The organism is Francisella hispaniensis FSC454, assembly GCF_001885235.1.
Lineage (GTDB): Bacteria > Pseudomonadota > Gammaproteobacteria > Francisellales > Francisellaceae > Francisella > Francisella hispaniensis.
Map to the genome: position 1 here is coordinate 985,569 of NZ_CP018093.1, position 17,807 is coordinate 1,003,375.

Here is a 17,807-nt window from a genome sequence, read left to right on the forward strand (position 1 = left end):
TGTTGATAGGGTGGTTATTAAGCTACGTGAACAATATAAGAATAAGAAAAGTATTGATCCTAAATTAAAATCGGCATTAATCTCAGAGATACAGGCAACTATAGCTAAGAAATATATTTATAATGGTAAAAAGTTAAAATTAGAGCATATTATCCAAAGGCAGGTTTATAGATTATCCGGAGAGTTTGCTGGCGAGCATAATTATAAACCGTATATTTTTAAATGGTAAGATATAAGTTGATTGAGTTAGTCGAAATAGACACATATAAATTAAATATTACTTTGACTAGCTCGGTCATCTTTAGAGGAGAGTCATGCAACTAAGAAAAGAATATCTAATAGCCTATGATATAGAAGATAATAGAACCAGAACAATAATCTATAAACAACTTCTAGCTTATGGTCTTAAGGCAGTACAGAAATCAGTATTCTGGGGTCATATAAGCATTGCTGAACTTAATGCTATCAAAAGATTGTTTGCTAACTCATTAACTATTTCAGACAAAATATTTATAACAAGGGTGAATATGCAGGAACAAAAGCTAGAATATAGCTTTGGCTACGATGACAAAACTTTCAAAGATTGGGAAGAGTATGGACATATTTGATAATGATTTATCGATACCGATTAATTTAATTAGGCAATGGTGTTTTTGTCCTAGAGTAGTTTATTATCAAGAGCTATTGGCGATTAAGCCACACAAGCCATTATGGGTTGCTCAGGGTGAAGGATTTCATAAAAAAGTAGAGCATCTTGAGAAAAGACGAAACTTTAGCAGATATGGTTTAGATAATGCTATTAGGCATTTTAATGTAACTATAAAAAGCCAAAATTATAAACTCCATGGTATAGTTGATTGGGTTTTAGAAACTGATAATAATGTATATGTGGTTGAGTATAAGACAAATCCTAATCCAAATAGTCTAGGACATAAACTACAAATAGCAGCTTATGCTTTATTAGCACAGGAGTATTTTGCTAAGCCATGCAAAACTACATTTCTAACATCTGATAAAAAATCATATGAAATAAAAATAACTGATGAGTTAATCACAAAACTTGTAAAAACTGTCAATGATATTCTTAATGCTTTAGATAGTGGTAATAAGCCAGACTCATCTGCATCGGATCATCAATGTATACAGTGTGAGTATTTAAATTTCTGTAATGATCGCTAAAATCAAACTCCTTCGAGCTTGTCAGAATAATTTTAAACTAAAAAGATATCATAAAGTAAAAGATATAGTCTTAGGCATAAAAGTAGTAAATTTTGTCATCATATTATGTAATTATGTCTTTTTTATAAAATCTACGTTTATAATGAGATGCCGAAATAAATTCAGCTTGACATTTTTATCTATGGTTAGCTATACAAAGCTCAAATAAATTATCCACTAGCAAAAAAGCCACTTGAGTGGCAAATTTTTATTTTTAGTTATTCAGACGTGTCAAACAGAGGTCCGTTCAAAATACTTTTAAATGATTACAGAGCATTGATTATTTGGTACGCTTACATTGTAGATATTTTTTCGCAAAATGTCTACATTTTTTTACAAGTAGGATGTTTGCGAAAAAACACCAGCAAATAATTCTCTCAAAGCCTTGCAAACTCTAGGTTTGTCTTGGCTCTAACAGCAGTATATCAAATAATCTAGCTACTGAAACTCACAAAAGCATCTGCTTTGTTAGGTGAATTAATACTAACAGCAGTATATCAAATAATCTAGCTACTGAAACCTTAAAGCTCCACTGGATAATGCTTGACCTAGTTGCTAACAGCAGTATATCAAATAATCTAGCTACTGAAACACATAATAACCATCAGGCTTATCATTACTAGAGCTAACAGCAGTATATCAAATAATCTAGCTTCTTATAAATAACACTAATACCTAGCATCAAGCAGGTAAGTTTTTATTGTACATCAAATAACCTAGCTACCGAAACTTAATTAATTTTACGAATAATATTTAGAAGTTTCTATCTGAGTAAAGTATATCAGATAATATAACCGCTAAAATAGTTATATAGCAAAATATTAATTCAAGTACAGTATTCAAAGCAGTATATCAAATAACCTAATTAATGAAAATTTACAGCTAATTGTTCTTTATATGTCAGGTTAATCCTAACTATAACACTAGTATGTACCAAATAATCTAGCTACTGAAACTTACAGCTAATCTTTTTTCATTTGCTGGACTGATCCTAAGATAGTATATCAGATAATCTAGTAACTGAAACTTATTAAAAAAAAATAATATTTAGTAAGATCATTACTTGATTATGAAAACCTAATTCTAAGAGCTATGTAAACAAAGTTTTAATAGGCTTTAAGCAATTTATTTTATGGATTAATTATTTTTTTTGAATCAATTTTAGAAAAATAATAGCTCTAAAATGATATATAGCTGCAATTAGCTTAATAATAGCTAAGATAAAGTAGTATACAGTATATAAAGTTGCCATAAATACTATAGCTAAAAACAAAATTGTAATCATAACTAATATTGAGATTATCAGTATTTATAGAGTATAGATAAAACTCAAACTATCAAGATAAAAAAGTTTCTAAAATAGCCTTTTAAAAGTTATTTTTAGTAGCTTTATACAGTTAGTTTAATGATTATTTGTTATAATATCTATTAGCAAAATTATATTTCGTTTTGGATTAAGAATTTAGTGAAAAATCAACTTAAATGGATGGCATGGGAAACAACTAGACGTTGTAATCTCAAATGTGTTCATTGTCGTTCATCTTCTGAATGTGAGGTACTTGGTCACCCTGATTTTTCTACCGAAGAGGGTTTTAGAATTATTGATAGTATTGCAGCATTTGCTAATCCGGTTTTGGTGCTATCAGGAGGTGAGCCACTACTACGTACTGATATCTTTGAACTAGCTCAGTACGGGGCGAATAAAGGTCTACGTATGGCATTAGCTACAAATGGCTCTTTAGTAACTGATGAGATCTGTGAGAAAATCAAAAGCTCAAGTATAAGTATAGTATCTCTAAGTATTGATGGTGCTACAGCTGCGACACATGATGATTTTAGAGGTCAAAAGGGTGCTTTTGAGGCAACTGTAAATGCGGCTAAGCTTTTCAAAAAACATCGTATACCTTTTTTGATAAACTCATCGTTTACTAAACGTAATCAGCATGAGATCAAAGATGTCTATAAACTAGCAAAATCTCTAGAAGCTACAGCATGGTATTTATTTATGATAGTACCAACAGGACGAGGAGAAGAGCTTATGCAAGAGCTAATCGATATCGATGATTATCAAGATATTCTCAATTGGCACTATGATATGGAGGCAGATGAGCAAGATATGCTAGTACGTCCAACTTGTGCGCCACATTATTATCGAATTCGTTTTGAGCGTAATAAAGAGGATAGTGCAAAGGTTCGTTCACGTGCTCTTAGCTTTGGTACTGGGGGTGGTAAGGGTTGTATTGCAGGACAAAGTATTTGCCTACTTGATGTCGATGGCAATGTCTATCCATGTAGTTACTTACCTGTCAGCGCTGGTAATGTCAAAGAGAAATCTTTTGTCGAGATTTGGCAAAATAGTGATGTAATGAATCATATGCGTGATTTTAGCGCTTATGAGGGTAAGTGTGGTGCGTGCGAATTTATCAAAATATGTGGTGGCTGTAGAGCTAGGGCGTATAATATTCATGGTAGCTACCTAGCAGAAGAACCTTTTTGCAATCATATGCCAATTAGAATGAGAAATACAGAGGAAAAACAAAGTAATGAATAATTTTAAAAGTATAGTTTTATATCGTATGGTTACACCAGAGAAAGTTTGTCCATATGGTCTTAAGGCGAAAGCGCTCTTTGAGCAAAAAGGTTGGAGTTTTGAAGATAATCATCTAAAAACTCGTGCTGAAACAGACGCCTTCAAAGCAAAATATAATTTACAAACTACTCCATTAATTTTTATAGATGGTAAGCAGATAGGTGGTTATAGTGACTTACTTGAGTTTTTGGGTGAAAAATGAATCAGCAATTAAAATATTTTGTCCTATCTACTCAAGTATTGCCTGAGCATATTGATCCAAATAAGCATCTAAATAATATTGTCTATCTACAATGGATGCAGGATGTCGCTATTGCACATGTCAAGGCTAATGGCGTCTTTGAATTGACCGAGTCTCAGGGGCTTACATGGTTTGCTAGGAAACATACGATAGAGTATCTATCACAAGGTTTCTTAGGTGATGATATCGCTGTGGTTACATGGGTAGAGAGTATTACCAAGATTTCTACATTTAGAAAATATCATATTTATAGAAAATCAGACAAAACACTATTATGTAAAGCAGATACACTATGGATCATGGTAAATGCTCACAAGGCTAAACCTGCCAAAATCCCTACAGAGCTAGTCGAAATTTTCGATAAATATAATGATTTTGAGATTGATGATATTAAAAGCTTAATCTAAGTAAGTATTTTAAAGCTATTTTTTATCGTTTTGAATCACTTCTACTGGTCCGTGATCATCACAATGATCGCCATGAGGATGGTGTAATCTACCATCAACAATATAATCTATATGATCACCATGAGGTACTGCTTCATGACCACAATTAGGTCCATGTACATGTTTAGAGCAATCTTCTTTGATCGGATGGCAGCCATCGGGATTCTTTTCCGTGACTTCTAGGGTATGTTCATCATAGTGACCATTGTGTTCATGATGAAGATGACCATCATGTAGATAGTCGTAGTGATCACCATGTTTGATTTTGGTATGACCACAGTCATCTTGATGTTTATGCTCATGGTTTTGATGTGTTTTACATTTGCTCATAGTGTTATCCTTTTGTAGACTTGTATTATAATCTTAATGCTAATCAGTAAAAACATCAATTCTACTGTGTTAATTTGTTAAATTAGCGCGATTGACAAATTTTATACGGTAGCTAAATTTATTTTGAAAGGTACAATCCTATTTACTACAAAAGAAAGCTTATAAGTAGTTATGGTTTAAAATCAAAAACCAACAATAATTTGATAGAAAAAATTATTTGAATTTGAACTCTTGATAGTTAGCTTGTCCAAAGATTGTATCTGCTTGATATTTGGCTTTGGCAAAATCTATCTTGCTAAGATCAACTTTACGGATATCATAGTTATCCCAAGTACGGAAATAGTAAACACGATTACTAAGATCATCAACTACAGAGTATGAGGTAAATTGTGGCTGAGAACTTACCCATTTCCAATATAGAGAACCCTGTGGTATATCTACAGTGTTGATCATTGACCAAGCATGATTTACAGCTGTCAAATCATCTGGTGTATTTGCTTTAGTAGCATTAAAAGATGCCATTTTTGCAAAGCGACCTGCAGGTGAATAATCAAAAGCAATCAATCTATCTTGTTTAAATTTATCACCTTGATATTTTTTTAGCAATTCAAGTTGTTGATCATAGGTTGGATCATTAGTAAGAACTTTAATCTTATTATCATAAATTTTGGTTTTACCATTTATAAACTCAACTACTACAGAGTTACCTTTAGCATCACTAATCGCAAAATGTAGCGTAATCTCGAGTTTATCTGAGATCTCTGGTATTACAGAGGTATAGAACTTGTTTTTTTTGATAAATTCTACAGCTTGATCAACTGTTTTGGTATTACCTAAAACATATGGCAATAGCATAGTAATATTATAGTCAGAATCTTTTTTATCAGGATATTTACTACTACTAAGCCAAAGAGCACTTACTGCTAGACCATATTCATTCATCCCATCACTAAAATTACCATTATGACTCATACCTACAAAGCCGTAGTGAGTTGTAAAGTCTGCAAACTTATAGCCTCTTGGTACTAGGGTAATTTTAGTATTTAAATCGCCAGGCCATTCCATAGTTCTACCAATAAAGTAATGTCCCTTATCATTTTCAAAACTAAACCAAGTACATCCAAAGCTAAATTGTAGAAATGATAGTATAATTAACGGAGTTACTAGTATTTTCTTAAACATACTTAATAATTTTTTAACTGATACATATTGACCATTATACATATAACTAGAGTACTTTATATATTTATATTCTGATATTCAAAAAATTAGCAACTTTTATTTAAGACGCTGGCGTAAACCTTCAAATAAATAAATCGTTGCAGCTTGAGCTACATTTAACGACTCTATATCACTAAGTGTAGGTATCATAGTTTTCTCACCTATAGAAAAATCAGCGATACCGTTTGCCTCTTCACCAAAAACTAAAATGCTATTAGCAAGTTTAAATTCTTTAGCATAGCATGATACTCCCTGATGTGGTGTAGTTAGCCATATTTTGCGCTGCTGTAATTTTGAGATATTCTTTAGCTCAGCAAGAGTTTCTAGATAGCTAAAATTGAGACTAAATTGTGCTCCCATACCAGCTCTGATGGCTTTAGGGTTAAATGGATCAACAGTACCATTGATTAAGATTATTTCTTTTAATCCTACAGCTATAGCAGTACGTAGAATTGTACCAATATTACCAGGATCTTGAATTCTATCAAGTACTAGAATAAAGTCATCATCAAAGCTAAGTTCTTCAAGCTTAGGTTTTTCAGCTAAGATTAAAATTCCTTGTGGATTTTGTGTTTGTGATAGTGCTTCAAAATCTTTCTCAGTAATAATATATTTTTTGTCTAGAGTATAATTTGGACTATCAGTTTTCTCAGTTACCAATATCGCAATTATTTGTTGTTGTGGTAATCTTTTGAGGGCTTCTTGAGCGCATCTAAATCCTTCAATGACATAGTACGGTGACTTTTTTCGACCCTGAGAGCTATGAAGTTTTTTTATTTCTTTATAGAGTTTTTGGCTAAGATTTTTCATTAAATTAATTAGCTAAGAATTTTGTTAGTTATTGTATGTTTTTTGGTGTGGTGTTTAAATAGCTTTACTGTGTATTTTTGCTATAGCTAGCTATAAATGTTAAGGTAAATATACTATTAATAGATCTCGAGAGTATATTATGCAAAGAGAAAAAGGAGCTTATGCTCCAGTATTTTATCCTGCTATCGTTATTGCAAGCATATTATCATTATTAGGAATTTTAGTGCCTACATCTTTTGCTAATAATATCCAAACTATCCAAAACCTAATATTAGAAAAGTTTGGCTGGGCATATATTTTAGCGATGAGCTTTTTTGTTTGTTTATGTTTGATTTTGATGTTTAGTCGTTTTGGAGATATCAAACTAGGTCAGGATCATGAGCTGCCAGAGTATACAAATATCTCATGGTTTGCGATGTTATTTGCCGCAGGTATGGGAATTGGTTTGATGTTTTATGGTGTTGCTGAACCACTAAATCATTTTTTAACTCCTCCTAATCTTTCGCCAGATAGTCTAGAAACGCTAAAACAGGCTATGAATACAACTTTTTTTCATTGGGGAATACAAGCTTGGTCTGTATATGCTGTAGTTGGCTTATCTTTGGCATATTTTGCATATAGGCATAATTTACCACTATTACCACGCTCAGTACTTTATCCAATTTTAGGTTATAAAATCTATGGAGTAATTGGTCATGGTATTGATATTTTTGCGATATTAGGTACCTTGTTTGGGGTTGCGACTTCATTAGGTTTTGGTGCAATGCAAGTAAGTTCTGGTATGAGTTTTTTAACTGGTATTGCTGATACTCAAAATATGCAAGTTATCTATATCACCATAATTGTCGCACTTGCAACTATATCTGTAGCTTTAGGACTTGATAAAGGTATCAAGGCATTAAGTAATTTAAATATTATATTGGCTATTGTATTATTAGTTTTTATATTATTTTTAGGCGATACTGCCGGACTGATACGTGATTATATCCAAAATATTGGTTATTATTTAAGTACTATTGTTAATCAGACTTTTAATCTATACGCCTACAATCAAAATAATCAAGAATGGTTGAAAAAATGGACTTTATTTTATTGGGGTTGGTGGATAGCTTGGTCACCATTTGTAGGGATGTTTATAGCTAAAGTTTCAAAAGGTAGAACAATTCGTCAATTTATAATAGGTGTTTTGTTTATTCCGGTAGGATTTACATTTTTATGGATGACTGTATTTGGTAATTCAGCTATTGAGATTGTTATGACTGGCTCGGCACAAGGTTTAATAAATGCTGCCAATAATAATATTCCAGTAGCGCTATTTGAGTTTTTGCAGCATTTTCCATTTGCGACAATATTATTGATCTTGGCAGTTCTTTTGATTGTGACATTCTTTGTTACATCTGCTGATAGTGGCGCCTTAGTAATTGATATTTTAGCTACTGGTAATGCACAGACATCAATAACTCCCCAACGTATAGCATGGTCAGTATTAAGTGGTCTTTTAGCTATTTCATTAATCTTAGCTGGAGGTTTACAGGCATTACAATCAGCAACCATAATTAGTGCTTTTCCACTTCTATTTATCTTATTTTTGATGTCAATTTCATTAATAAAGTCATTAAGACTAGATTATCTAAGAATCAAAAGTATCCAAAGACATTCTACAGTTGTCCAGTATGTCAAAGCAGATACATCATGGCAAAAGCGCTTAGCAGCTATAGCATATAAACCATCAAAAACTCAAGCAATAGAATTTTTACAACAGGTAGTAACTCCAGCAGTACTAGAAGTTGCTAGTGAAATGCAAAAAAATGCTATAAATAGCGAAGTTACTAAGGATGATGATGATCATATTCAATTGACGATTAATATAGAATCAGGTGATGATTTTATATATAGTGTAATGCTTAGATCATATCAAACAAAAGCAGATAGCGATAACAATAGGGTAGAAGTTTTATTAGGTCATGGAGGACAATATTATGATATTATCGGTTACTCAAAGGATCAGGTAATTGCAGATATTGTTAATCAATACGATAAACACTTACATTATTTACATTTAGCAGTAGCTGATAAAGATATTATTAATTAAGTACAGCGTAACTTAAATTAAGTATCCAAGCAAAGCTTATCCATAACAGATAAGGTACTAGTAAATATCCAGCTAACTTGCTTATATGCTTAAATACTACAATGTTCCAAACAACAAATATCCATAATATCGACATCTCTAATAGTGCTAAGTCAATATTATGCCAACAGAAAAATATAAAGCTCCATAAGAAATTAAGTCCTAACTGTATAGCATAGACTATAAAAGCTTTTTCTTTGAATAGACCTTGCTGGAATATTAGCCAACCAGATATAGCAATCATAATGTATAAAATTGTCCATACTGGTGCAAACACCCAATTAGGTGGGGCGAAGAACGGACTTTCTAAGTGTGTAAACCAGCTTGGAATATTTATCGATGTTATCATACCAATGAAATATCCAATAGCTAAAATTACTATAATAAATAAGGCTAGTGATAGCGATTTTGTGATTTTGAATTGTTTCATTTTTAACTCCTCAAATCTGCTAAAAAGACCTTTGGATTTATATTAGATATTGTAGATTAGAATATACTTTTTCTAAAGTTTATATCATAATTATTAACAATTCTTAAACAAGATAATAAGGTAAGTAAGATGCTAAAAACTAAGAGCTTAACCCCACATGAGTATGATATTATCATTAATAAAGCTACAGAAAGGCCTTTTACAGGTAGATATAATAATTTAGATCAAAAAGGTGTGTATATTTGTCGTAATTGTGGCACGCCTCTATTTAGAGCTGATAGTAAGTTCATATCAACTTGTGGTTGGCCAAGCTATGATATCCATATTGATAATAATGTAAAGCAACTTCCGGATGCTGATGGTAGAAGAACTGAAATTTTATGTAATAATTGTGATGGTCACCTTGGGCATATATTTCATGGTGAAGGCTATACAAAATTAAATACTCGCTATTGCGTCAACTCTGCTAGTGTAGATTTTATCCCAGCAGAAGATTTTAGTAACACTGAAGAGATTATTGTTGCAGCAGGGTGTTTCTGGGGTGTTGAATATTATATGAAAAAGCTTCCAGGAGTGTTATTTGCTGAGTCCGGCTACTGTGGTGGTAGTGAGCCTTATCCTGATTACAAAAAAGTTTGTCAAGGTGATACAGGTTATTTAGAAGTTGTTAGAGTTATATTTGATACTAGTAAAGTTTCGTTGCAGCAAGTGCTCAAATATTTCTTTGAAATCCATGATTTTGAGCAAGTTGATGGTCAGGGTCCTGATATTGGCGAGCAATATAAATCTGCTATTTTTTACTATGATGATAAGCAAAAACAGGTTGCAGAAGATCTAATACAAATATTAGCACAAAAGGGTTATAAAGTTGCTACAGAGATTAGAGCAATGAAACCATATTATGTAGCTGAAGACTATCACCTTGACTATTATATGAAAAAAGGCACTTTGCCTTATTGTCACAGTCATAAGAAGATATTTTAATTATGTTGATTTGGAAAAAGCCTGTTTTTGATTAGTAAAAATAGACTTATTGAAACTAGTATAAAACCTAATTGCTGTGATGGTATACCTATCATTAATTTTGATATTGATAGGAAACTGAGAAAGAAACCAGCAGCCCCAGCAACTGTAAATTTAACTAACCTTATTACAGCATTACCCGCTGCAAATCCCTCTTTTAATAAATCTATGACTTTTGATGTTGTAGTTATATTTACAAATGCTAGTCCAATTGTTAATAAAGCATTTAGAAATATAAAGATATAGATATTATCAAAAATATAAGAGCTTAAGATATTTATTATTATAATGATGATCGCAAAATAATAGCCGTTGAGAATTAATTTCCTTTGATTATGTGCAGTTACTCTTCTTCTAATATAATTACTAGCAAAAACCACTCCACAAATATTTAAACCAAATAATATACAGTATTGTGTATAACCAAGATGAAAATAGCCAATAATTAAATTTGATGAAGCAGTGATAAAGCTAAATAAGGCGCCAAAACATAAGCCACCAGTCAAAGCGCCAAATATAAAAGGAATATTCATAAAATGATTTAGATAAGTCTTAAAGCTTATTACAAGATTTTTTGAGCGTTTGTATGATGGATGAGTTTCTGGCATTATTAATGTTAAGATTAGTAGAATAACTCCATAGATAGTTAGAAAATGGAAAATATCTTGCCAGTTGCCTGTTAGATATACGATCAAGCTACCAATAATTGGTGCAACTATTGGAGCTAGCATAAACACCATAACCATTGTAGCCATCATTTTCATTAGTTTTTGACCTCTGTAACAATCTTTGAGTACTGCCATTGCCGCTACACCAGCAGGAGAGTCGCCCAATCCCTGCAAAAACCGCATTAATATTAATGTATCAAAACTATGTGTTAGTGAACATAGGATGCTACTAGCTATATATATAAGCATACCTATAGTGAGGATTTTCTTACGCCCAAACCTATCCGATAAAGCTCCCCAAAAAAGCATGCCAATACCAAAACCAACGACGTATGTAGATACAGTAATAGCTACTTTATTGACATTAACATTAAAGAAATCAGCAATATTACCAAAAGCTGGGATGTATGCATCAATAGCAAATGGTGGTAATGCTACGAAAATTACCACAAAGAAAATAAGGTATTTACTACCTTTTCTAATTCCAATCATAATTTTAAGATAATTAATTTTAATATTTTATTTTACAGATAACTTAATATTAAAGCTTTAATAGGTTAAGTCAAACATTTTAAAAGCATGATGATTTAATATAATAGATATATTATCATTGCTTTGTTATTTTTAATAAGTACTTGTCTAAAAAGATAATTTTCAACCAAAAAATAAGGTCATACTTATATTATGTCCGCTTATTGTTATTAATGATAAAAACACTAAGCAAAAAGCATTTTTAAACTTTTATAGATTAATCTAATTAAGCTTCAACACTATCATCATCTTGGCTTTGCTGAGCTGTTTGCTCTGTACTGCCTGATGCTGCTTGAGCTTCAGCTGTAACTGTATTAATATCATTGTGAGCTTGTTTAGCATCAGTTTGCTCATTAGTACTAGCTGTTGTAGCTGTAGACTTAGCTTTGTTAATAGCTGCTTGGATACCATCAGCAGTAGTATAACCACCAATTATAGTAGTATTAGCAGTTGTAGCATTTTTAGCAGGAGCTATCACTAAGAATGGTGTGCCTTGAATTCCAAGTTGATCAAATCCCATTTTTAGCATATCTTTAAGATGGTCAGCAATCTTATCATCTTGGATAGCTTTTTTGACTTTAGTCATATCTGCACCAGCTTGTTTAGCTACATTATCAACTGTTGAATTTTTTAGGCTACCTTCATCTTCACCTGTTGCAAAAATACCGTTATGATATTTAATGTAAGCATCAGCACCATATAGTTTATAAATCGCAGTACCAACTTCTGCAGCATATTCAGAAGCAGGTGCTTTTTGACCAAATATTGGAAACTCTGCAAAGACTATTTGAACATTGCTATTATCCTTCATGACTTTTTCTATTTCAGGAGCAAGTTTAGAACAGTACATACATTGATAATCAAAGAATTCATAAACAACCACATCAGGATTTTTTATATCAGACTTAGGTGTTAGATCAGAGTTGTAGATACTATCTTGGACACTTAAGAAGCTAGTTACAGCTTTTTGATTCATTTGCTGTTGCATCTTATCGCGTAACGTATTCATATTATTGGCGATATCTTCTAGTGGAATAGCTGGTTTTTTAGCATTTATAGCATCTTCGAATCCTGCCATAATTTTATTATTATCTAAGCTGAAAGATTTGATATTTTTATCAGTAGCTATACTAGAACCCATACCATAACCAATAGTATAGCTTGCGTTAGCTGTAATATTAGTATTATCTGCAGGAGCTGCTACTGTTGTTGTAGCAACACTAGAACCAGAACTAGTAGCAGTAGTTGAAGATTTATCATTACTAGAACTATCTGAACAAGCTACTAAACTTGTTGTAATAGCAGCAACAGCTAATGCTTTTAAAAGTTTTTTCTTAGTCATTAAAAATTTACTCCTTTAACTATTTCTTTTGAGCAGCCATTGCTTGCTTTTGGAATTCAATCATTGCATTTTGCATTTGATCTGGAGTTAGTTTTGATTTTTTTCCATTTATACCATCTTTCAGACCGTCAGCCATTTCTTGATTATCAGTAGAAATATTACTTTGATCCATTTGGTTTTTTAATGTTTGTCCCATTGTGTAACCAACAGAATAGCTAATATCATCTTGGCTATCTGCTGCAGCGAAACAAGAAGTAATTAAAGCACCAGCAACTAATGGCGCTAGAAGTAGAGTTTTAGTTAATTTCATTATTTATTTTCTCCTTTTGTTTGGATAATGAATACTTTCTGCTAATAATTCTAACAAACAGTTTGTAAATCACAATGTTTTATCTGTGTAACTTAGAAGTTTTTGCTTTTTAATAGCCCAATCAATATGCTCTAAAACTAGTTGATTATTAGAAAAATGCGATTTTTTTAGTTCCAAAGCTTGTAGATTTGCTTGACTAAATGGTGAGTTACCGATTGCTATAGCAATATTTCTTATCCACGCAGCATAGCCAATTCTTCTAATAGCTGAACCTTGGGTATACTTATCAAAATCTTTCTCTGACCATGCTAGTAGTTCAAGAAGTGGTTTATTTACTAAAAAATCACGCTGTTGAAAATCTTTTTCTGTTGTAATAGGTGCAGTATTATTAAAGGGGCAGACTAGTTGACAATCATCACAACCGTAAATGCGTGTGTCAATTTTATCTCTAAGTTCTATTGGTATAGCGCCTTTGTTTTCTATAGTCAGGTAAGAAATACATTTGCGTGAATCAATCATCTTGCCAGACTGTATTGCTCCTGTAGGACAAAGTTTTATACATGCTTGGCATTTGCCGCAAGAATCTTGATGCTTAGGTAAATCAGGCAGTTTAGACAAATCAAGGTTGCTATAGATTACTCCAATAAAAAAAAATGAACCTTGGCTTTTATTCATCAGCATAGAGCTTTTACCTTGCCATCCTAGACCTGCTTTTTCAGCAAGAGGTCGTTCTAAAACAGGAGCACTATCAGTGAAAACCCTAAACTGATGTCCACCTGTTAGTTTATCGATAAACTCGCCTAATTGCTGAAGTTTTTTTTTCATTACTTTATGATAATCTCTACCATGAGCATATATAGAAATATCTGCAATATTATTAGCTGTTCTTAGTCTCTTAACCTCTGTTTTGACATTAACTGGACGATTAAGATAGTTTAGCGTAGCTACGATGACACTATTAGTACCAGCGACTAATTCATTAGGAATAAACCTTTTTGATCCATGTTTTACCATGTAATCAAGATCAGCATGATAATTATTTTCTAGCCACTTGTTATAATGAGGAATATATTCAGAAAGATCGCAATGAGCTTTCGAAATTGATGATAGATTAAGACTTCTTATGGCAAAATCTTTTACCTGTTGCCATTGTTCTAGAGAAAGCTCAACCTTCATAATTAGTTATCTATGCGTTTGATATCCCATAGCTTTTCTAGCGCATATAGATCTCTAGTTGCTTCAAGCATGATATGCACAACAATATCACCAATATCAACTAAAACCCAATCAGATTTATTGTCACCTTCGATACCAAGTATAGTAATTTCATTGTTTTTTAATTCTTGTTCTAAATTCTTTGCTAAAGCTTTTGCATGAGTTGTTGATGATGCTGTAGATATTACAATCTTATCCATCATATCTGTGAGATGCTCTACATCTATAGTTTGAATATTAATGCCTTTTAAGTCATCAAGAGCTTCTAAAACAATCTCTAGGCGTTGATCTGTTGTCATGAAATTAAATATTAAAGTTTTATAAATTTGGATTAAGATTATAACATAAGTTAATCTAAATGATGATATCATTATATAAACAAAAGGCTTTAGGAGTAAAAGATGAAGAAAAAGAGTTTGTTTCTATTTTTATTTTTGATTATTTTGACTGCAGTAGTTCTAGTGCTTTTTTATAGGTTTGCCCAATGGTATGAGCAAATAATGGGGACAATATTTTCATATATAATGATGATTGGTTTTATATTATTTATATTTGCACCGTTTAGATTTATAAAGGATAAAAAAACAAATATAAGTTTCTTTAATTATTTTAAATATATGGGCATGACTCTACTAGCATTAGTGAAAATAATAATTAGTATCTGTAAGCAGGCAGTTTTGACAGTTGGTTATGTTGTGACAAGATTATTTACTAATGACCAATCTCAACATAAATAGTTAAGTATAAATAACAAGTAATTGATGCAATACACAGCTGAACAGCAAAAAATCATTAATCATGATATCACTAAGCATGCTTTAGTTTCCGCGGTAGCAGGTAGTGGTAAAACCCAAACTTTAATAGCACGAATTGAGTATCTGGTTAGCAATCAAGTGGCGCCAAATAGGATCTTAGTTTTGATGTATAATAAGTCAGCCCAACTTGACTTTGCTACACGCCTAAAAAAAGTTCTCAAGCCAGAAATTGCCAAGTTGATAAATGTGCGTACTATGCATTCCTTGGGTAACAGTTTTCTTCAAGCTTTTGCTAAAGCTGGTTTTGTCAAAGCTGATAAAATTCTCAAGGAGTATGAAGTAGATGCAATCATCGTTAAGCTCCTAAAAACTTATCAAAAAGAATTTAAAATAACTAAAGATATTGATAATGAACGAGTAGAAATATTTAAAAATTATATTTCATTACTAAAATCAGATTTATCTTTGGATAATAGTAAAATAAAAGAGTTAAACTCAAAAGAGAAAAAGTTATTAGACAAAATTTTCAGCCAATTTAATCAAGAATGTGAAAATCAAAAAGTTATAACATATGATGATATGATATATTTACCAGCTAAGTTTTTTGAAAAAGATAAATCCAGTGTTACTCAAGCAAGTAATTTGTATTCGCATATAATCATTGATGAGTATCAAGATATAAATCAGATTCAACAATTTTTTTTACGGTGTTTGGTTGGACAAAATACTTATGTTATGGCAGTTGGTGATGTCGATCAAACTATCTACCAATGGCGTGGCTCGACTCCTTACTATATGTTAGAAGGTTTCAAAAAAGATTTTAAAGATGTAAAGCAATACACACTTTCATATACTTTTCGTTATGGTGACCTGATATCGCTTATGGCAAACAATATTATCGTAAATAATAAAAAGCGACATAATAACTTATGTATAACTTACCCTAAATTAAATAAAGCTACTGATGTGAGTATTTTAGATAGTAGTGACAAAGTGGTATTAAAACTAAAAGCATTAATACATAGTGGCGTTAAGGCTAGTGACATAGTGATACTTGTACGTAAATATAATTCAACTACAATTTTTGAGTTAAGTTGTTTGTACCATGATTTGGCATATAATGTTGTTGCTGATAAAAATATTTTTAGTGAGAATCTTTTTAAAGCTATTTATGGATATTTAATGTTGTTTAACAAAGGTTATGGTTTTAGTAAACATACTCTTGAGCAACGTGTAGAGTTTATCAAATCTATGTTAGATTATCCTTCTTTATATCTAAAAAAAGATCTTAAGCAAAAATTAGCTATACAGATTGCTAGTGATATTTCTCAAGCTGCAAATTTTATCGCTGCTCTTAGCGAAACGGTTGATAAGGCATTTAAACAAAAAAATATCTTAGCAATATCTAGTAGTTGGCGTAATATTTTTAATAATACACGCTTAAGAAAAGCTGAGAAAGCGATTGATTTCATATTAGAAAGTTTAGATTTAGAGAAACAAATTTCTAAGGTTTCAGGAGAAACTCACTCAAGTAAATCTAAGCTACAGATTATTGAGGGAATGGTTAGTTTCGCTAAGGGTAAAAAAAATACTCTGATAGAGTTTATTGAGCTTTTATATGAGCTTTATATTAGATCAAATCAGCAAAATCAAAGTAATCCTAATCAAATTCAAATTATGTCGATGCATCGAGCTAAAGGGTTAGAATGGGATTATGTTGTAGTTCATGATGCTACAGAAGGAGGATTTTTTGGTGATAAAAACACCAAAGTTTGCGATGATGTAATAGAAGAAGAACGAAGACTATTCTATGTTGCGATTACACGAGTTAAGAAACATTTGTTTATAGTTTCATCTGATGATATAACACGTTTATCATCTTGGTATCAGATTAGAAAAAATACTTATCCACGTGATTTGAAATGTAAGAATAGCTTAAGATTTCTATACGAAGGAAATTTAGTTGAGTGTGAGAACTATCTCGATAAGTCTAATTGCGACGATAATGCTAAAAAACTCGATAATATAATCTTTAAAAGATATCACGCTAAAATTACAACTGAGTTTGACTAGTTTTGTGGTTGAGTGTTAGTGTTATTTTGAGTGTCTTGTTGCGCAACTGGAGCTTTGTATTGTAGATCAAATGGCTTGTCAGCAAAGTACATCGCTGGATGAGCTATAATTTTATTATCCTCAGTTTTGCTATACCATTTACCATCGGTATCAGTACTTGCAGCAAAACCATCTAGAATTTGGATATATCTTTTCCAACATTGTGCTTTAAACATAGGTTTTTGACCACTAATAACATTGACTTTGTGCCAAGTCTTACCATTATCGGCTGATTCTTGAAAGGTAATCAAACAGTAGTCCGTTGGTTTTGGCAGAGCAGCTTCCTCTTGGGCTTGTTCTGCTATTTCTTCTTGTACAGCTTGGTAATGAAAATAATATCCAATCCCCGAGATTACTACGATAACACTAATAATAATTGAGCTAATAATTATTTTTTTTTTCATTTTTACAGTCTATAAAATGATAACTTATTT

20 protein-coding genes are annotated in these 17,807 nt (G+C 31.8%); 10 read left to right on the forward strand and 10 right to left on the reverse strand.

Annotation, left to right across the window (positions count from 1 at the left end):
* Nucleotides 1-10 precede the first annotated feature (10 nt).
* From FSC454_RS09975 to FSC454_RS04805, 6 genes are all read left to right on the forward strand, one after another.
* A complete protein-coding gene (locus FSC454_RS09975) occupies nt 11-229 on the forward strand; it encodes a hypothetical protein (RefSeq protein ID WP_071794800.1) in 219 nt (72 codons plus the stop codon).
* An 85-nt stretch (nt 230-314) separates the two neighbouring features.
* The gene (cas2, locus tag FSC454_RS04785; protein WP_014548417.1) at nt 315-608 is read left to right on the forward strand and encodes a CRISPR-associated endonuclease Cas2; all 294 of its coding nucleotides are present in this window, start codon (nt 315-317) and stop codon (nt 606-608) included.
* The gene (cas4, locus tag FSC454_RS04790) at nt 595-1,179 is read left to right on the forward strand and encodes a CRISPR-associated protein Cas4 (protein ID WP_066046525.1); all 585 of its coding nucleotides are present in this window, start codon (nt 595-597) and stop codon (nt 1,177-1,179) included. The genes cas2 and cas4 overlap by 14 nt, the downstream gene beginning before the upstream one ends.
* 1,504 nt (nt 1,180-2,683) lie before the next feature.
* Entirely contained in the window at nt 2,684-3,769 is a 1,086-nt protein-coding gene (locus tag FSC454_RS04795) for a radical SAM/SPASM domain-containing protein (protein ID WP_066046311.1), read from the forward strand.
* Nucleotides 3,762-4,010: a glutaredoxin domain-containing protein gene (locus FSC454_RS04800; RefSeq protein ID WP_066046310.1), complete on the forward strand. Its 249-nt coding sequence runs from the start codon at nt 3,762-3,764 to the stop codon at nt 4,008-4,010. The genes FSC454_RS04795 and FSC454_RS04800 overlap by 8 nt, the downstream gene beginning before the upstream one ends.
* Nucleotides 4,007-4,456: an acyl-CoA thioesterase gene (locus FSC454_RS04805; protein WP_066046309.1), complete on the forward strand. Its 450-nt coding sequence runs from the start codon at nt 4,007-4,009 to the stop codon at nt 4,454-4,456. The genes FSC454_RS04800 and FSC454_RS04805 overlap by 4 nt, the downstream gene beginning before the upstream one ends.
* 15 nt (nt 4,457-4,471) lie before the next feature.
* On the opposite strand, the gene FSC454_RS04810 is transcribed toward FSC454_RS04805, so the two are convergent.
* From FSC454_RS04810 to FSC454_RS04820, 3 genes are all read right to left on the reverse strand, one after another.
* On the reverse strand, nt 4,472-4,825 hold the full coding sequence (locus tag FSC454_RS04810) for a hypothetical protein (protein WP_066046308.1): 354 nt from the start codon (nt 4,823-4,825) through the stop codon (nt 4,472-4,474).
* A 213-nt stretch (nt 4,826-5,038) separates the two neighbouring features.
* Nucleotides 5,039-6,007, reverse strand: a complete 969-nt coding sequence (locus tag FSC454_RS04815; RefSeq protein WP_066046315.1) for a linear amide C-N hydrolase — start codon at nt 6,005-6,007, stop codon at nt 5,039-5,041.
* A gap of 96 nt (nt 6,008-6,103) precedes the next feature.
* Nucleotides 6,104-6,856 carry a TrmH family RNA methyltransferase gene (locus FSC454_RS04820; RefSeq protein ID WP_066046307.1) on the reverse strand — a complete coding sequence of 251 codons (753 nt, stop codon included), beginning with the start codon at nt 6,854-6,856 and terminating at the stop codon, nt 6,104-6,106.
* 139 nt (nt 6,857-6,995) lie between these two features.
* Between FSC454_RS04820 and FSC454_RS04825 the strand changes: the two genes are divergently transcribed.
* The gene (locus tag FSC454_RS04825; RefSeq protein WP_066046306.1) at nt 6,996-8,948 is read left to right on the forward strand and encodes a BCCT family transporter; all 1,953 of its coding nucleotides are present in this window, start codon (nt 6,996-6,998) and stop codon (nt 8,946-8,948) included.
* Here the strand turns inward: FSC454_RS04825 and FSC454_RS04830 are convergent.
* Nucleotides 8,941-9,417: a TspO/MBR family protein gene (locus tag FSC454_RS04830; RefSeq protein WP_066046305.1), complete on the reverse strand. Its 477-nt coding sequence runs from the start codon at nt 9,415-9,417 to the stop codon at nt 8,941-8,943. The two genes, FSC454_RS04825 and FSC454_RS04830, sit on opposite strands and share 8 nt — an antisense overlap.
* A 129-nt stretch (nt 9,418-9,546) precedes the next feature.
* Between FSC454_RS04830 and FSC454_RS04835 the strand changes: the two genes are divergently transcribed.
* The gene (locus FSC454_RS04835; RefSeq protein WP_066046304.1) at nt 9,547-10,401 is read left to right on the forward strand and encodes a bifunctional methionine sulfoxide reductase B/A protein; all 855 of its coding nucleotides are present in this window, start codon (nt 9,547-9,549) and stop codon (nt 10,399-10,401) included.
* Here FSC454_RS04835 and FSC454_RS04840 read toward each other — a convergent pair.
* From FSC454_RS04840 to rsfS, 5 genes are all read right to left on the reverse strand, one after another.
* Nucleotides 10,398-11,600 carry a multidrug effflux MFS transporter gene (locus FSC454_RS04840; RefSeq protein ID WP_066046303.1) on the reverse strand — a complete coding sequence of 401 codons (1,203 nt, stop codon included), beginning with the start codon at nt 11,598-11,600 and terminating at the stop codon, nt 10,398-10,400. The two genes, FSC454_RS04835 and FSC454_RS04840, sit on opposite strands and share 4 nt — an antisense overlap.
* 265 nt (nt 11,601-11,865) lie before the next feature.
* On the reverse strand, nt 11,866-12,981 hold the full coding sequence (gene fipB / locus FSC454_RS04845) for a DsbA-like infectivity potentiator lipoprotein FipB (protein ID WP_066046302.1): 1,116 nt from the start codon (nt 12,979-12,981) through the stop codon (nt 11,866-11,868).
* 19 nt (nt 12,982-13,000) lie between these two features.
* Nucleotides 13,001-13,291 carry an infectivity potentiator lipoprotein FipA gene (gene fipA / locus FSC454_RS04850; RefSeq protein WP_014548403.1) on the reverse strand — a complete coding sequence of 97 codons (291 nt, stop codon included), beginning with the start codon at nt 13,289-13,291 and terminating at the stop codon, nt 13,001-13,003.
* Nucleotides 13,292-13,360: 69 nt separating this feature from the next.
* The gene (gene queG, locus FSC454_RS04855; protein ID WP_066046301.1) at nt 13,361-14,467 is read right to left on the reverse strand and encodes a tRNA epoxyqueuosine(34) reductase QueG; all 1,107 of its coding nucleotides are present in this window, start codon (nt 14,465-14,467) and stop codon (nt 13,361-13,363) included.
* A gap of 2 nt (nt 14,468-14,469) precedes the next feature.
* A complete protein-coding gene (gene rsfS / locus FSC454_RS04860) occupies nt 14,470-14,805 on the reverse strand; it encodes a ribosome silencing factor (protein WP_003026672.1) in 336 nt (111 codons plus the stop codon).
* Between the two features lie 162 nt (nt 14,806-14,967).
* Between rsfS and FSC454_RS04865 the strand changes: the two genes are divergently transcribed.
* Nucleotides 14,968-15,243, forward strand: coding sequence for a hypothetical protein (locus tag FSC454_RS04865; protein ID WP_331709118.1), 276 nt, complete (start codon nt 14,968-14,970; stop codon nt 15,241-15,243).
* 24 nt (nt 15,244-15,267) lie between these two features.
* Nucleotides 15,268-17,334 (forward strand): ATP-dependent helicase, encoded by a 2,067-nt coding sequence (locus FSC454_RS04870; protein ID WP_066046299.1) that lies wholly within the window; start codon nt 15,268-15,270, stop codon nt 17,332-17,334.
* On the opposite strand, the gene FSC454_RS04875 is transcribed toward FSC454_RS04870, so the two are convergent.
* Nucleotides 17,331-17,777 carry a hypothetical protein gene (locus FSC454_RS04875; protein ID WP_066046298.1) on the reverse strand — a complete coding sequence of 149 codons (447 nt, stop codon included), beginning with the start codon at nt 17,775-17,777 and terminating at the stop codon, nt 17,331-17,333. The two genes, FSC454_RS04870 and FSC454_RS04875, sit on opposite strands and share 4 nt — an antisense overlap.
* Nucleotides 17,778-17,807 lie beyond the last annotated feature (30 nt).

Excerpts from the sequence above, each read along its gene's own strand:
- FSC454_RS04810 (WP_066046308.1), bottom strand. The coding sequence starts at position 4,825 with ATGAGCAAATGTAAAACACATCAAAACCATGAGCATAAACATCAAGAT.
- queG (WP_066046301.1), bottom strand. The coding sequence starts at position 14,467 with ATGAAGGTTGAGCTTTCTCTAGAACAATGGCAACAGGTAAAAGATTTT.
- FSC454_RS04870 (WP_066046299.1), top strand. The coding sequence starts at position 15,268 with ATGCAATACACAGCTGAACAGCAAAAAATCATTAATCATGATATCACT.
- FSC454_RS04805 (WP_066046309.1), top strand. The coding sequence starts at position 4,007 with ATGAATCAGCAATTAAAATATTTTGTCCTATCTACTCAAGTATTGCCT.
- rsfS (WP_003026672.1), bottom strand. The coding sequence starts at position 14,805 with ATGACAACAGATCAACGCCTAGAGATTGTTTTAGAAGCTCTTGATGAC.
- cas2 (WP_014548417.1), top strand. The coding sequence starts at position 315 with ATGCAACTAAGAAAAGAATATCTAATAGCCTATGATATAGAAGATAAT.
- FSC454_RS04800 (WP_066046310.1), top strand. The coding sequence starts at position 3,762 with ATGAATAATTTTAAAAGTATAGTTTTATATCGTATGGTTACACCAGAG.
- FSC454_RS04820 (WP_066046307.1), bottom strand. The coding sequence starts at position 6,856 with ATGAAAAATCTTAGCCAAAAACTCTATAAAGAAATAAAAAAACTTCAT.
- FSC454_RS04840 (WP_066046303.1), bottom strand. The coding sequence starts at position 11,600 with ATGATTGGAATTAGAAAAGGTAGTAAATACCTTATTTTCTTTGTGGTA.
- FSC454_RS04830 (WP_066046305.1), bottom strand. The coding sequence starts at position 9,417 with ATGAAACAATTCAAAATCACAAAATCGCTATCACTAGCCTTATTTATT.
- FSC454_RS04875 (WP_066046298.1), bottom strand. The coding sequence starts at position 17,777 with ATGAAAAAAAAAATAATTATTAGCTCAATTATTATTAGTGTTATCGTA.
- FSC454_RS04825 (WP_066046306.1), top strand. The coding sequence starts at position 6,996 with ATGCAAAGAGAAAAAGGAGCTTATGCTCCAGTATTTTATCCTGCTATC.
- fipB (WP_066046302.1), bottom strand. The coding sequence starts at position 12,981 with ATGACTAAGAAAAAACTTTTAAAAGCATTAGCTGTTGCTGCTATTACA.
- FSC454_RS04835 (WP_066046304.1), top strand. The coding sequence starts at position 9,547 with ATGCTAAAAACTAAGAGCTTAACCCCACATGAGTATGATATTATCATT.
- fipA (WP_014548403.1), bottom strand. The coding sequence starts at position 13,291 with ATGAAATTAACTAAAACTCTACTTCTAGCGCCATTAGTTGCTGGTGCT.
- cas4 (WP_066046525.1), top strand. The coding sequence starts at position 595 with ATGGACATATTTGATAATGATTTATCGATACCGATTAATTTAATTAGG.
- FSC454_RS04815 (WP_066046315.1), bottom strand. The coding sequence starts at position 6,007 with ATGTTTAAGAAAATACTAGTAACTCCGTTAATTATACTATCATTTCTA.